The sequence below is a fragment of the Spirosoma liriopis genome (assembly GCF_023196085.1).
Classification (GTDB): domain Bacteria; phylum Bacteroidota; class Bacteroidia; order Cytophagales; family Spirosomataceae; genus Spirosoma; species Spirosoma oryzicola.
On the sequence record NZ_JALPRF010000002.1, the window covers coordinates 863,493 to 877,513 of the forward strand.

8 protein-coding genes and 1 pseudogene are annotated in these 14,021 nt (G+C 52.0%); all 9 read left to right on the forward strand.

The features are described 5' to 3' along the window. Positions 1–135: 135 nt before the first annotated feature. Positions 136–480 (forward strand): PadR family transcriptional regulator, encoded by a 345-nt coding sequence (locus M0L20_RS12575; RefSeq protein WP_232561317.1) that lies wholly within the window; start codon positions 136–138, stop codon positions 478–480. Further along, on the forward strand, positions 477–3,134 hold the full coding sequence (locus M0L20_RS12580; RefSeq protein WP_248477288.1) for a permease prefix domain 2-containing transporter: 2,658 nt from the start codon (positions 477–479) through the stop codon (positions 3,132–3,134). Before M0L20_RS12575 ends, M0L20_RS12580 begins: the two co-directional genes overlap by 4 nt. Before the next feature lie 202 nt (positions 3,135–3,336). After that, the gene (locus M0L20_RS12585) at positions 3,337–3,675 is read left to right on the forward strand and encodes a PadR family transcriptional regulator (RefSeq protein WP_232561319.1); all 339 of its coding nucleotides are present in this window, start codon (positions 3,337–3,339) and stop codon (positions 3,673–3,675) included. Positions 3,676–3,682: 7 nt separating this feature from the next. Beyond that, positions 3,683–4,603, forward strand: a pseudogene (locus M0L20_RS30480) (permease prefix domain 2-containing transporter); the annotation flags it as partial. A 9-nt stretch (positions 4,604–4,612) separates the two neighbouring features. Continuing rightward, on the forward strand, positions 4,613–5,407 hold the full coding sequence (locus tag M0L20_RS30485; protein ID WP_435531834.1) for an ABC transporter permease: 795 nt from the start codon (positions 4,613–4,615) through the stop codon (positions 5,405–5,407). A 3-nt stretch (positions 5,408–5,410) separates the two neighbouring features. Beyond that, positions 5,411–8,095, forward strand: a complete 2,685-nt coding sequence (locus tag M0L20_RS12595; RefSeq protein ID WP_248477290.1) for an ABC transporter permease — start codon at positions 5,411–5,413, stop codon at positions 8,093–8,095. A gap of 231 nt (positions 8,096–8,326) precedes the next feature. After that, the gene (locus M0L20_RS12600) at positions 8,327–8,662 is read left to right on the forward strand and encodes a PadR family transcriptional regulator (RefSeq protein WP_232561323.1); all 336 of its coding nucleotides are present in this window, start codon (positions 8,327–8,329) and stop codon (positions 8,660–8,662) included. Between the two features lie 12 nt (positions 8,663–8,674). After that, positions 8,675–11,293 carry an ABC transporter permease gene (locus M0L20_RS12605; RefSeq protein ID WP_248477291.1) on the forward strand — a complete coding sequence of 873 codons (2,619 nt, stop codon included), beginning with the start codon at positions 8,675–8,677 and terminating at the stop codon, positions 11,291–11,293. A 12-nt stretch (positions 11,294–11,305) separates the two neighbouring features. After that, on the forward strand, positions 11,306–14,014 hold the full coding sequence (locus M0L20_RS12610) for an ABC transporter permease (protein ID WP_248477292.1): 2,709 nt from the start codon (positions 11,306–11,308) through the stop codon (positions 14,012–14,014). Positions 14,015–14,021: the final 7 nt, after the last annotated feature.

Here is a 14,021-nt window from a genome sequence, read left to right on the forward strand (position 1 = left end):
CGGTTAGTTGTCCATAATCGGACATTGGTTTTTGTTGTCAAGATGATAAAAAGCGGCTCAGACGTATCTGAGCCGCTTTTTCGTTTTCTGGCCGGTCATTTGCTCAGCAAAAATAGAAGTAACCCTGCCGATGGAATGAAACGCACGTACTTGGGCGAGTTTGAAGAAGTGGTTTTGCTGACGGTTGCCGTGCTGGAACTGGAACACCGGGCTTATGGGGTAGCCATCACGCACGAGATTATCGGGGAGACGGGCCGGTCGGTGCGGTTGAACCAGATTCATGCGGCACTGCAACGGCTGGAAGAGAAAGGCATGGTAAAATCAGAAATGGGAGAGCCCACCGCCGAGCGGGGTGGGCGTCGTAAGCGGTTATTTACGGTCACGGCCTATGGGCGTCGGACCATGCAAGAAATTCAGGATGTGCGGGCGAGTTTGTGGACTCGCCTGATTAGTCCGTTCAAACTGGTTACGAGCTTATGACATCCACCCCACCTCGCTTCGCCGATCGACTGCTTCGGTTTTTCTGCGATCCGTATCTACTGGAAGAAGTGCAGGGCGACTTGCACGAGGAGTTTGCCTATCAGGTTCAGCGAGTTGGCGAGCGTCGGGCACGCTGGCGCTACTGGCGGGATGTACTGGGGTTTATCAGGCCACTGGCTGGACGGTCCCGGACTGGACGGTCCCAGACTGGAGGGCCGTCTTTTATGAAGCGAAGACAGCGTAATGATCCATCCACTTTTTTCCTAAACGCAGCCATGATTCGAAATTACGTTGCTATTGCCCTCCGCCAACTGTGGAAGAATCAGTTGTTTAGCTTGATAAATATCACGGGACTAACCGTTGGTCTGGCCGTGAGTATGTTCATTGCGCTCTACGTGTGGCACGAATTTCATTATGATCGCTTCGAGCCTTTTGCCGACCGCACGTACCAGATCGTATCGGTTGCCAAATACGGCGATCAGGAGGTTACCTTCTCTGGATTGCACGAATCGTTCGGAAGAGCTATTCAACAGCAGATTCCGGAAGCCGAAGCGGTCGTTCGTTTTTCGGCTGGTTTGGGTGAGGTTGTGTTGCAATCGGATCAAAACCACCGCTTCAAAGAGTCTGCTATTGGTTTTGCCGATCAGTCGATGCTGTCGGTGATGGGGCTGAGGTTGCTTCATGGTGATGCGAAAACCGCACTGAGCGAACCGAGTCGAATGGTGTTGACGCGTCAGTTGGCCGAGAAATATTTTGGTGCGCAGAACCCGGTAGGTAAAACGCTTATTTTCGATAAACAATACCCATTCACGGTGTCGGGTGTTCTTGACGATCTGCCAACCAATTCGGTAATTCAGTTCAACGGGTTGGTGTCGCTAAATTCCATGCCCGCCCTTGGTGCCCGGCATCAGGATACATACCAGCGAACCGGCTTCTTGACTACGTATCTGGTGCTGCGCCAAGGTGCTAAAGTGAGTCAGGTCGAAAAGAAACTGGATAAAGTAAAAGTAGGCGTCAATTTTGTTGATGCGTCCGCAAAGATCTTTCTTGAACCACTGCCAACGCTTCACCTGGGTGGACACGGTGACGGTGCTCGCAATGAGCGGCAGTCGCTGTACATTTTGTTGACGGTCGCTTTGGTGATTCTGGTGTTAGCGGTGATCAACTACGTTAGTCTAACGACTGCTCGTGCAACGAAACGTGCTCGTGAGGTGGGTGTTCGAAAAGCAATCGGCGGACAACGTAGCGAACTAATCTCGCAATTCTTTGTGGAGTCATTTTTGACAACAACGCTGGCCTTTCTACTGTCACTGATCCTGCTTCAGGTGCTTTTCCCGTGGGCGAATCAGGCGCTTGACCTGCACATGGACAAGCGCGTTCTGACGCAGGGACCTTATTGGGGTGTAATGATTGGCTTGTGGTTGAGTTGTTCGCTATTGTCAGGAAGCTATCCGGCCTTGTTGTTGTCCGGTTTCCGACCGGCCCTTGTTCTGAAGGGAAATGTCAGTTCGCGGCAGAGTGGTGCCAGCGTGCGTCGGGTCTTCACGACAGTTCAGTTTACGGCCTCGATTGGACTCCTGATTTGTAGTGTCGTGCTTTACACGCAAATGCAGTTTTTACTGACAAAGAGCCTGGGTATTGACCGGGCGCAGGTTGTCGGCTTACGCATAGACGGCGATATGGTGCCTCAGTTTTCCGGCTTACGGGACAAAATTCGGCAATGGGCGGGTAGTGAAAACGTGGCCGTTACAAACACCCAGTTGTTCACCAACAACATCATGACCTATTTCCTGCAAGCTGAAAAAACAAAGAAACAGCTTATGGTCAATTCCATGACCGTCGATAAGCCGTTCTTTGCCATGATGGGAATTCGATGGCAGTACCCGCCATTGGGGTGGGAGGCTGGTCCGGTAACCAAGGAATTGAATATTTACAACCAAACGCTTATTAAAGAGGCTGGTATAGCCAGCGATCCGCGACAGCAGGCGGCTCCCTTTAAAAATGAACCAACCGACGGGGTTGTCAACGATTTCCACGTGCGCAGTCTGCACGGTCCCGTATCACCCATGCGTCTGACCGTAGTGAGCGATACCAACCGGACGATGCTGGCGGATGGCGGCTATATTCTGGTGCGGCTGAACCCGCAGACGAACGTGCCGCAAGCGCTGGACCACCTCAAAGAATTATACAACGCGCATCAGCCAACATCCCCATTCGACTATTATTTTCTGGATGAAGCCTATAACAAACTGTATGCTTCTGAAACGCGGTTGATGCAGCTGTTCAACGGCTTTACGGGACTTACGCTCTTAGTCGCCTGTCTAGGGTTACTCGGGTTAATGACGTTCACGGTTGAGGTACGGACTAAAGAAATCGGCGTGCGGAAAGTGCTAGGGGCTAGTGTCGCGGGGATCGTCATGCTGCTTTCGGGCGATTTTCTGAAGCTGATTGGCCTTGCTCTCGTCATTGCCTCGCCGATTGCCTGGTGGGCGATGAACAGCTGGTTGCAGGATTTTGCCTACAAGATCGACATCGAATGGTGGGTGTTTGCGCTGGCGGGTGGACTGACGGCGGGTATCGCTTTGTTGACCGTCTCGATGCAAAGTCTCAAAGCGGCTCTGACAAATCCCGTCAAAAGTCTGCGGTCCGAGTAGAAATAATCAGGGCGCCTGCGTAGTCATCAATGACTCGTCAGGTGCCTTTTCCTTACTGTCTGTAAAGCGGACAAACGCTGTCCAAAAACGGACAGTGTTTTCAGCGTTATCTTACCCAAAACTACCAATGTAGCCCGCAAGAGGCTTATTAGTTAATTGGCATTGCATTTGATCGGCATTATCGTATAAAATAGGTTAAAGTATGAAAAGGGCTTTTCTGGGTGAATTTGAAGAGGTCGTTCTACTAGCCGTCGCGATTCTCGATGAGAGTGCTTACGGCGTTACGGTAACGCAGGAGATCGAGCAGCAAACGGGCCGTGCGGTTGGATTCAGTACGGTTCACACCACGCTGCAACGACTGGAAGAAAAAGGGTTTCTATCGTCTACAATGGGCGGTGCTACGGCTGAACGTGGAGGCCGACGAAAACGCTTTTTCGCCGTAACCGCTGCGGGCCGGAAAGCCTTGCAGGAAGTGAAACAGGTACGCGAGCAGTTGTGGAGTGCGTTGCCTCCGCAAACGCTTCAACTGATGGGGGGCTGATATGGATATGAACCAGCCTAATCCGCCCCGCTGGGCGCAGACGCTACTAAGAGGGTGGGGGGACCCTAACACGGAGGAAGAAGTCCAGGGCGACCTGCTCGAACTCTACGCTTATTGGCTACAAACGGTGGGGAAGCGAAACGCAGACACGCGCTACTGCCTCAGTGTCCTGAAGTTGCTGCGACCGCTGGCCCGCCGGAAGCGATCAAACGAATATTCTGCTCCTTACTTTCTCCATCCCATGATGATCTGGAACTACCTAAAAATTGCCCGCCGTCAATTGTGGCGAAACCGGCTTTTCACGGCCTTAAACGTAGTGGGCTTGTCGATTGGCGTTAGTGCCTGCTGGATTATTTACCGCATCGTCGCGTTCGATTTCAGTTTCGATACGCAAAACCCGAATCGGGATCGTATCGTCCGGGTGGTAAGTGGGTATGAAGTGGACGGAAAAGAAGTCAGAAATCCGGGATCGCCCCTGCCGATGGCCGACGCGGTACGTGAACAGATCGGGGGCGTAGAACGAGCTATTCCCGTACGGAAACAGTGGATGGAGTCGGTACAGATTCCGCAGGCAGTGGGCAAACCCGTACGATTTAAAGACGTTGAAGACATTGTGGCTACGGACACCAACTATTTTCGAATGGTACCTTACCAATGGCTTTCCGGCGATCTGGCTCACGCGCTGGTCCGTCCTAAACAGGTTGTGCTGACCCAAAGCCGGGCGAGTCGCTATTTCCCCGGCTTATCGCCCCGGCAACTGCTGAACCGAACGCTGGTGTACGAGGATACGCTTCAGATGCAGATAGCGGGGATCGTTGCGGATCTGCCTTACGCATCCGATTTTAGGGCGCAGGAGTTTGTCTCCGTTTCGACGTTCAAGGAAGTGGCTAGTCCCGAAGAGTGGAGCAACACTAACTCTGGTACGCAACTGTATTTGATGGTCCAGGCCGGAGTAAATTATAAGCAGCTGGAAGGGCAATTGAATGACCTATCACGCAAGAACTCCGAAGCGGCTACGAAAAAATGGAGTCATTTCAAACGGTGGCACTTGGTTCAGCCATTGGCCGACTTGCACTTTGGCGTAGAATACCACGAGCGCGAACGCCGGGCTAATAAAAACGTTTTGTACGGCTTAATTGGACTCGCCGGATTTATCCTGACGCTGGCAGTGATCAATTACGTCAATCTGGCTTCGGCGCAGATACCGCAAAGAGCCCGCGAAATCGGGATTCGAAAAACGCTCGGTAGCCGTCGCCGTCCTCTGATCATGCAATTTCTGGGCGAAACGGCGGTCATTACGCTGCTAGCGTTCGTTCTGGCATACGGTCTTTCCGGGCTCTTTTTTACAAACTTCAGCGATCTGGTACCCGAAGGCATCGATCAGATCCTGATTAGTTGCCTGGGTTTGTTTGGGCTGGCGGCACTGACGGCTCATCAGCGAACGAAAGAAATTGGCGTTCGGAAGGTGTTGGGAGCCAGCGTTGCCAGTGTGGTGGCCCTGCTTTCCAAAGACTTCGTTAAACTCGTGATCGTCGCTATTGGCATTGCCTCGCCGTTGGCCTGGTACGTGATGAATCGCTGGCTGGAGGAGTTTGCGTACAAGATTGCTATGCCGTGGTGGGTCTTCGTGCTGGCGGGTGTACTGGCAACGGGAATTGCTCTATTAACCGTAAGCTACCAGAGCGTCAAAGCGGCCTTGCTGAACCCAGTCAAATCATTACGAAGTGAATAGCTCATGCGCGCCCCGAACAACGAATCTCGAAATGGTGGTGATGCGCGGTTTACCAGCGGAGCACCCCGACCGCCCCGCTGGGCGCAGACGCTGCTGAGGTGGTGGGGCGATCCCACTACCCAGGAAGAAGTCGAAGGTGATCTGCTCGAACTCTATGCCTACTGGGTGCAGACCGTTGGTGAACGTCGTGCCCGCTGGCGTTACGGCCTCAGTGCCCTGAAATTGCTGCGACCGCTGGCCTGTCGGAAGCGATCAACCGTGCATTCAACCCCTTTTCCCCTAAGCCCTGACATGATCCGAAATTATCTCAAAATCGCTTTCCGAAACCTTGTCAAGAACAAGACGTATTCGTTGATCAACATTGGCGGACTAGCCGTAGGCATGGCTGTGGCGATGTTGATCGGTTTGTGGGTGTACGACGAATTATCGTTCGATAAATCGTTTGCCAACTACGACCGGATTGCGCAGGTGATGCAGCACCAGACGTTCAACGGAACAACCTCATCGAGCGAAGTAGTTCCTATTCCAATGCGGGCGGCTTTACACAATGAATACGGGACGAACTTTAGCCATATCGCTCTGTCGTCGTGGGCTACTGAACACATCCTGGCAGCCGGGCCAAACAAATTTATGAAGATGGGTAGTTTTGTCGATCCTGATCTACCCGAAATGCTGTCCTTGAACATGCTGAGCGGAACACGGTCGGCGCTCAATGATCCTACGACTATTCTGCTGTCGGCGTCGGTGGCGAAAGCCTTGTTCGGTGAAACGGATCCCATCAACAAACTGGTCCGATTTGATAACAAGCAGACGGTCAAGGTAGCGGGTGTCTACGAGGATTTTGCCAAAAACACGACGTTTAACGAAAACTCGTTTTTGCTGCCCTGGCAATTTTGGATAAACACGCAGGCATGGGTAAAACGGTCGGAAGAGAACTGGTCTAACAATTCATTTAAACTGTTTGTGCAACTGGCTCCCAATGCCGATCTGGACCGCGTTTCAGACCAAATCAAACGGATTAAAGCGACCCACGATAAAGACCTAGCCAAGTTCGATCCGAGGGTTTTTTTGTACCCAATGAGCCGCTGGCACTTGCATTCGGAGTGGGAAAATGGGGTACCCGTTCGTGGGCGTATTCAGTTCGTGTGGCTGTTTGGAATTATTGGCGTTTTTGTCTTGCTGCTGGCTTGCATCAACTTCATGAATCTGTCAACGGCGCGTTCTGAAAAACGAGCGAAAGAGGTAGGCATTCGCAAAGCGGTCGGGTCGATGCGCAGTCAGTTGATCAGCCAGTTTTTTAGCGAGTCGTTACTGGTCGTGTTTATTGCTTTGGTGGTGTCGCTGGGACTGGTACAACTTATGCTGCCGTGGTTTAACGCTATTGCCGATAAAAAGATGGTAATCCTGTGGGCTGATCCGTTGTTCTGGGCGCTTACGTTTGGATTCAGTCTGCTAACCGGCTTGCTGGCAGGTAGCTATCCAGCTTTCTACTTGTCGGCTTTTCAACCAATCAAAGTGTTGAAAGGAATGGCTTCATCAACTCGGGTGGGTTTCGGACGGTTGGCTGCTACTCCTCGCCGGGTGTTGGTTGTGGTGCAGTTTGCCGTGTCTGTAACGCTGATCATTGGTACGGTCGTTGTTTTTCGGCAAATTCAGCACGCTAAAAGCCGTCCGACTGGCTACGACCGGAGCGGCTTGCTGGGTATTGCGATGAATACCCCCGAATTGTACGGGCATTACGAGGCTATCCGAAACGAACTACGCCAAACCGGTGCCGTACTCGACATGGCCGAATCATCGAGTCCAACGACTGATGTATGGGCCAACGACGCTAGCTTCGACTGGAAAGGTAAAGATCCGGATCTATTGGGCGATTTTGGTACGGTAGCCGTCACGCACGATTTCGCCAAGACGGTCGGCTGGCAATTCAAACAGGGCCGTAATTTCTCGCGCGATTTTTCGACCGACTCGCTCAGCGTGGTTGTCAACGAAAGTGCCGTAAAGTTTATGGGTTTGAAGCAGCCCCTGGGCGAAATTCTGAAATGGAACGGCAAGAAGTATACAATCGTCGGGGTCATTAAAGACATGGTGATGAGTTCGCCTTTTGAACCCGTGAAGCAAACGGTTTTTCTGCTCGATTACCAATGGGCCAATATCGTTATCGTAAAGCTAAACCCGCAGTTGAGTATGAGCGAGGCTCTGGAACGCATCGAACCTATTTTTCGAAAATACAATCCGGGCAGTCCTTTCGATTACAAGTTTGCCAGCGACGAGTACGACCGTAAGTTTCGCGCCGAAGAGCGTATTGGGCAGTTGGCTTCCGTGTTCGCCATCCTCGCCATTTTTATCAGCTGCCTGGGCTTATTTGGTCTGGCTTCGTACATGGCTGAGCAACGCACCAAAGAGATCGGTGTGCGTAAAGTACTCGGCGCGTCGGTATTTAATCTGTGGCAATTGCTGTCGAAAGACTTTATCGTCCTGGTTGTCATTGCCGTTCTGATCGCGTCGCCAACGGCCTATTACGTCATGAATAGCTGGTTGCAGCAGTACGCGTACCGTTCGGATCTGTCGTGGTGGATTTTTGCTTTGTCAGGAATGGGAGCACTGGCGGTTACCATGCTGACCGTAAGCTACCAGAGCATCAGAGCGGCTTTGATGAATCCGGTCAAAAGTCTGCGGTCCGAGTAAAAACGGATTAACAACCCTCCTCGTCCGTCCTGAAAAAGCACTGCCCCCAAAGCAGTGCTTTTTTTGTCCGTTGGTGTACAAATAGTGTCCGTTTCTGGACAGCCTTTTTTCTTTGATTCACCCAAAACAGGCCCCAGTGGAGCGTAACGAGCCACTCTCTAGTTTGGCAAGTGATTTGACATACAGAAATAGAGGAAATAAAACGACGAGGCTAACGCTACTATTTACCGTATGCGACGGAGTGATTTAGGCGAGTTTGAAGAGGTGGTTTTGCTGGCGGTGGCGGCCCTTTCTCCTTCGGCGTATTCGGTCGTAATCGCTGAAGAACTGGAGCGGGAAACGGGCAATACGGTCAGCACGGGAGCGGTTCATGCGGCCCTGCAACGCCTGGAGCAGAAAGGCTACCTGACCTCGCTGCTGGGTGAGGCAACCGCCGAGCGGGGCGGGCGACGAAAACGCCTGTTTACCGTTACGCCCCTGGGCGGACGGGTGCTGAGCGAGGTACGCGCCGTGCGGAATCGACTATGGGACCGGATTGTCCCCCACACGATACTCAAGTGGAGTTGACCCCTGAGCCGTATGAAACCTGATCAATCGCAAAAGCCGCCCTTGTCGAAGTGGGTCGATCAACTGCTCGGTTGGCTGGTGGCTCCACATCTGCGTGAAGAGGTATTGGGCGACATTCACGAACGCTACGCCCGGCGGGTGCAGCGCCTGGGTGAACGCAAAGCCCGTCTTACGTACTGGTGCGAGGTGCTGGCCTACGCAAGACCCTCATTCATTACACGTAAACCATCACCGTATTCTACCCCAAGCTATACAGACATGCTACGGAATTATCTGAAAATCGCTTTTCGCAACCTGATCAAGCAGAAGGGTTACTCGTTTATCAACATCGCGGGGTTGTCGGTCGGAATGGCGGTTGCCATGCTCATCGGTCTGTGGATACACCACGAGTATTCATACGACAAGTTTCTCCCGGACTATCAGCAGCTGTACCAGGTACGACGAAATTTCAACAGCAACGGCGACACGCTCACGTTTACGACGACATCCCTCAAGCTGGCCGACGCGCTACGTTATCAGATACCGGAGGTTGAAGGCGTTGCTGAGAGCGATCACATAGGTGCTCATGGGCTTAAGGTCGGCGATAAGAAAATTTACCTGAACGGTGCCCAGATCGGGGGCGACTTTCTGCAAATGTTTCAATACCCGCTGGTCGAAGGGAAAGCTAGCCTGGCGCTGAAAGACCCTTATTCGATTGTGCTGACCGAATCGACCGCCAAAGCGCTGTTTGGAAGCGAAAATCCAATGGGTAAGATCGTGCGGTTCGACAACCAGAACGATCTAAAAGTAACGGGGATTCTGAAGGATCTACCCACCAATTCGTCGTTGCAGTTCAACTACCTCGTTCCGTTCAGTTATTACGAAGCCACGGTAAACAACGTGCGGATGGATCGCAGCGGCAGCTTTGGTAATAACGGGTATCAAATCTTCGTCAAACTCAAACCCGGCGCATCCTATGCACAGGTTTCCAATAAAATTGCCTTGATTCAGCATACAGAGCGGAACAATAGTAATGCGATGAATTCGGTAGTGATCCTTCAACCGCTGCAAAACTGGCATCTGTACTCCACGTACCAAAATGGAAAAGAAACGGGTGGATTCATTGAGTACATCCGAATGTTCAGCGTGATTGGTATGCTGGTCGTTCTGATTGCCTGCATCAACTTTGTCAATCTGACTACCGCCCGTTCGGCCAGACGAGCCAAAGAAGTAGGGGTCAGAAAATCGGTTGGTTCTCAACGGCAGCAGCTCATCGGACAATTTCTGATCGAATCATTCCTGCTTACGGTTGTCGCCTTCGTGTTCTCCCTGCTCCTGGTGCAGATCCTGTTGCCCGCGTTCAATAGCCTGACCGAAAGCCAGATCGCGATTCCGTACACGACGGCTGGGTTCTGGATGGCGGTGCTGGGCTGCCTGTTGATAACGGCGCTGCTGGCCGGTAGTTTACCCGCCTTTTATCTGTCCTCGTTTCAACCCGTAAAGGTGCTGAAAGGCACGATGCAGGTTGGGAAAGCGGCTTCGTTACCGCGTAAGGTATTGGTGGTCGCTCAGTTCAGCTGCTCCATTGCCTTGATTCTGAGCGCCATCATCGTTTTTAAACAGATCCAGCACGCGAAGAACAGGCCGACGGGGTACGATGTCAACCGGCTGCTGATGACCAATATGAACCTCGAACTCAGCCAGAATTTCACCGTTCTGAAAGACGAATTAATCAAAAACGGCATTGCTGAGCAGGTATCGCAGTCATCGAGTCCGGCGACGGATATCTGGTGGCATTCCGATCTGGACAAATGGCCCGGCAAAAACGCGGGCGAAACGGTAGAACTAGGCGTTATACTGGTTGCCAAGGACTACTTCAAAACGGTAGGCATGACGCTGGCACAGGGCCGGGATTTCAGCGGTGAAAACGATACAACCAGCGTTATTTTCAACGAAGCGGCCATTAAGCGGTTTCGATTGCCAAACCCGATTGGTCAGCTCATCACCTGGCAGGGAAAACCGCTACGCATTGTCGGTGTCGCCAAAAACGCCCTGATGCAGTCGCCTTTTACCAAAGCCGATCCAACGATGTTTGTCTGCACGTCGTTTCCGCTCAACGTTCTTTTGTACCGCATTTCCCCCCGGCTAACAACGCAGGAGGCCCTTAGCAAGATGACAGCTTTGTTCAATACTTATAATCCGTCGTATGCCTATAGTTATCAGTTTGCCGATGAGAGCTACGCAGCCAAGTTTAAGCAGGAATCGCTCATTGGAAAACTGGCTGGGATTTTCGCTGGTCTGGCCATCTTTATTTCCTGTCTGGGTTTGTTTGGTCTGGCTTCGTTCATGGCCGAACGACGTACGAAGGAGATCGGGGTTCGGAAAGTACTGGGGGCATCGACATTCAATGTCTGGGGGCTTTTGTCCAAAGAATTCGTCTATCTGGTTGGGATCGCCTTTCTCATCGCCACACCAGTAGCCTACTACCTGCTCTCAAACTGGTTAGAGAAATACGAATACCGGACGGAGATGTCCTGGTGGATCTTTGCCCTGACGGGTCTGGGTGCCATGGTTGTTACGTTGCTCACCGTCAGCTTTCAAAGCATCAAAGCGGCCTTGCTGAACCCGGTGAAGAGTTTGAAAATGGAGTAGGGCATCAACCGTATGAACGATAACTCGACACCCCGGCATCGTACCGGACCGCCCAAATGGGTCGATCAACTGCTCGGTTGGCTGGTGACACCGCACCTGCGAGAAGAAGTGCTGGGCGACGTTCACGAACGCTACGCCCGGCGGGTGCAGCGCCTGGGTGAACACAAAGCCCGATTTACGTACTGGCGCGAGGTGCTGGCCTACCTGCGGCTTTCTTTTATAAAACGTCAACCGAACGAATACCCCAATCCAACGACTACAGATATGTTTGGAAATTATGTAAAAATCGCCTTTCGAACGCTGAACCGTCATAAGCTGTATACGGCTCTCAATGTGGCGGGTCTGACTTTCGGTATCACCTGTTTTTTACTGATCGGCTTGTACCTCTTCGATGAGTTGACGTTTGACCAGCAGCACCGCAACACGAACCGGATCTACCGGGCGATTCAGCACAAAAAGACACCGACCGATGCGCTGACGATTGCGGCATCGAGCTACAAAATAGCTGAAGAAGCGAAAAAAAACATCGGTGAAATAGACCATTCGGCGCGTATTGCCCGGACCGGACGCGCTAACCTATCAAATCCCGAAAACAAGCATTCGTTTCAGGAAACCGTCACCTTTGGCAATCCGGGCTTGCTGACCATGTTTGATTTTGACGTCATCTATGGTGACAACAAGTCGGCACTGAATGAACCGAACGCCATTATTATCGTCGAAGAATTGGCGCAACGACTGTTTGGTCGAACGGACGTTATCGGTAAAACCGTTGAATTTGAGTTGAATAAACCGCTGAAAATAACGGCTGTTCTGAAAAATCATCCCCGCAATTCGAGCTTCGATTTCAAGGCAATCGTTTCGGAAGCGACCATCAGCAACGACGACGAGTTTACGGAGTGGATACAGGATTGGGACTCTCAAAATTTTACGACGTTTTTTCTGCTAAAAGAAAAGGCTGATCCCCAAATCGCGGCCCGGAAATTAACGGATCTGTTGAACGCCCACGTAAAATGGGAGGCCGGTCATGCGGTGAATTACACGCTGCAACCCCTGGCCGACGTTCACCTGTATTCCGAAGGTATTGTAGACGGTGCCCGAAACGCCAACGTAGACGCCATGAGCCAGGGCGTTTTGCTGTACATCAAAATTTTCGCCATCGTGGGGCTGTTTGTGTTGCTCATCGCCTGCATCAACTACATGAACCTTGCCACCGCCAGAGCGTCTAACCGGTCGAAGGAGATCGGCGTTCGGAAAGCCAATGGAGCGTTTCAAAGCCAGCTCGTTTACCAGTTTCTGATCGAAGCGCTGCTCGTCACCACGATCTCGTTTCTGCTGGCCGTAGCGTTGGTCAATCTACTGCTGCCAGTCTTCAATCAATTCACCAATAAAGAGCTTTCGCTGGGTATTCAGAGCGACTACCGAATCTGGCTTTACAGTCTTCTGGCGATTATCGTTACCAGTCTGCTGTCGGGGAGTTATCCGGCCTTTTTACTGTCGCGGTTTAGCCCGCTTTTGCTACTCCGGAATCTCAAAAGTCAGAACAGCGGAAGCCTGTCGTTGCGGAAAGGACTGGTCGTTTTTCAGTTCACAATTTCGGTGATTATGATGATTGCTACCATCGTGCTTTTCCAGCAGGTCCAGTTTGCAAACAATAAGGATTTGGGGTTCAACAAAGAACTGTTGCTGGTTGTCGATATTAACAGCGGTGACGTACGAAAAGACGCTCAGACGATTAAAACCGAGTTTAGCCGGATTCCAACGGTCAAACACGTATCGGTTACGTCGCGGGTACCCGGCGAATGGAAAGCCATTCCGACGGTTAAAATCAGAACCGTGGGCAATACCGATCCGCACAATGTGGCGTACTGGATCGGAGCCGACGAAGACTTTGCCCGGACCTTTGATGTGAACCTGGTGGCGGGGCGAAACTTTGGGGGAGTGAGCGATTCGTCTTCGGTGATTCTGAATGAAACAGCGGCTAAACTGCTCCACATCAAGGAAGCATCGGGTCAGCAGGTCGAAATACCAGCGCGCGCGATGGGCGGGAGCTACCGGCCACTCAACGAGGCCAATGAGCCGTTTAGAGCCAGAGTCGTCGGCATCGTGAATGATTTTCATTTTCAGTCGTTGCGCGAGAAAATTGCCCCGCTGGTGCTAGGCTACCAGAAAAATCCGGTGCATACTATTGATTACTTTACCGCCCGAATCGAAGGCCGGGACATTCCAGCGACGTTGGCCCGAATGAACGACGTGCTGATCAAAACGGACCCGACCCACCTGCTGGAATATCACTTCCTGGATGAACAGCTGGCGCGCTTCTACGCCGAAGACCAACGCCGGGAAACCCTGCTGATCTGGGTGGCCCTGATTACGATTGCCATTGCCTGTCTGGGTTTGTTTGGGCTGGCTACGTATGCTGCCGAACAGCGCATCAAAGAAATTGGCGTGCGAAAGGTATTGGGAGCCAGCGTGCTGAACTTGAGCGTTTTGCTGTCGAAGGATTTTCTGAAGCTGGTTTTGATCGCCAATGGAATTGCTTTTCCCATTGCCTGGTGGGCGGCTAATCAGTGGCTTAGCGAATTTGCGTATCACATTCAGATTGAATGGTGGGTCTTTGCCGTTGCGGGTGTTCTTGCCATCGCGATTGCGTTGACAACGGTTAGCTACCAGGCTATCAAAGCGGCTCTGGTAAACCCCGTCAGAAGTTTGCGAAGTGAATAGAGACCGG

What these genes read in the sequence shown, in the direction of transcription:
- M0L20_RS12575 (WP_232561317.1), top strand. Translation starts at nt 136, where the DNA reads ATGAAACGCACGTACTTGGGCGAGTTTGAAGAAGTGGTTTTGCTGACG.
- M0L20_RS12580 (WP_248477288.1), top strand. Translation starts at nt 477, where the DNA reads ATGACATCCACCCCACCTCGCTTCGCCGATCGACTGCTTCGGTTTTTC.
- M0L20_RS12585 (WP_232561319.1), top strand. Translation starts at nt 3,337, where the DNA reads ATGAAAAGGGCTTTTCTGGGTGAATTTGAAGAGGTCGTTCTACTAGCC.
- M0L20_RS30485 (WP_435531834.1), top strand. Translation starts at nt 4,613, where the DNA reads ATGGTCCAGGCCGGAGTAAATTATAAGCAGCTGGAAGGGCAATTGAAT.
- M0L20_RS12595 (WP_248477290.1), top strand. Translation starts at nt 5,411, where the DNA reads ATGCGCGCCCCGAACAACGAATCTCGAAATGGTGGTGATGCGCGGTTT.
- M0L20_RS12600 (WP_232561323.1), top strand. Translation starts at nt 8,327, where the DNA reads ATGCGACGGAGTGATTTAGGCGAGTTTGAAGAGGTGGTTTTGCTGGCG.
- M0L20_RS12605 (WP_248477291.1), top strand. Translation starts at nt 8,675, where the DNA reads ATGAAACCTGATCAATCGCAAAAGCCGCCCTTGTCGAAGTGGGTCGAT.
- M0L20_RS12610 (WP_248477292.1), top strand. Translation starts at nt 11,306, where the DNA reads ATGAACGATAACTCGACACCCCGGCATCGTACCGGACCGCCCAAATGG.